The sequence below is a fragment of the Larkinella sp. C7 genome (assembly GCF_006149005.1).
Classification (GTDB): Bacteria; Bacteroidota; Bacteroidia; order Cytophagales; family Spirosomataceae; genus Larkinella.
Window position 1 is genome coordinate 1 of the sequence record NZ_VBSL01000116.1, and the last position, 517, is coordinate 517.

Annotated in this window: 2 protein-coding genes; both read right to left on the reverse strand. The window is 39.3% G+C overall.

The features are described 5' to 3' along the window. Positions 1-214: dihydrodipicolinate synthase family protein (locus tag FH871_RS34655; protein ID WP_212768350.1), on the reverse strand; the 214-nt coding region annotated here is incomplete at its 3' end. 46 nt (positions 215-260) lie between these two features. Beyond that, on the reverse strand, positions 261-446 hold the full coding sequence (locus FH871_RS34660; protein WP_019769287.1) for a dihydrodipicolinate synthase family protein: 186 nt from the start codon (positions 444-446) through the stop codon (positions 261-263). Positions 447-517: the final 71 nt, after the last annotated feature.

The window sequence follows — 517 nt, forward strand, 5'->3', positions numbered from 1 at the left end:
AACGGTCTCTGGTAAGAGTTTGTTGGCCAGTTCGAGCAGGAATATTATAAAGAACAATTGGAACATCAACTTCCTTGGCAACAGCAACATAGTGATCATAGAGTTCTTTTTGCGAAGCTAGGGCAAAACTTGGCGTGATAATTGACAAAACATCGGCACCCAGTTTTTCTGCGGCCTTACTCAGCTCAATAGTATCACGAGTGGANCCCTGCATAAACTGGAACCCGTCCTTTTACCTGATCAATGATTGCTTCTAAAACCTATAATTTTTCATCCGAGTTCAGAATATAACCTTCACCATTAGTCCCAAAAGGAAAAATTCCATGAACGCCTCCAGCAATTAGGCGATCAATCTGATTGCGTAACTCGGCAATATTGATACTTTCATCTTCCTTCATAGGAGTCAAAATCGGTGTAATGATTCCCTTCAATTCAACATTAGTCATAACGCTCCTCCTTTATAAAACGTTTAGATACTAGTTAGTAGCATGTACCTTAATTTTAAGCGCTTTTACAA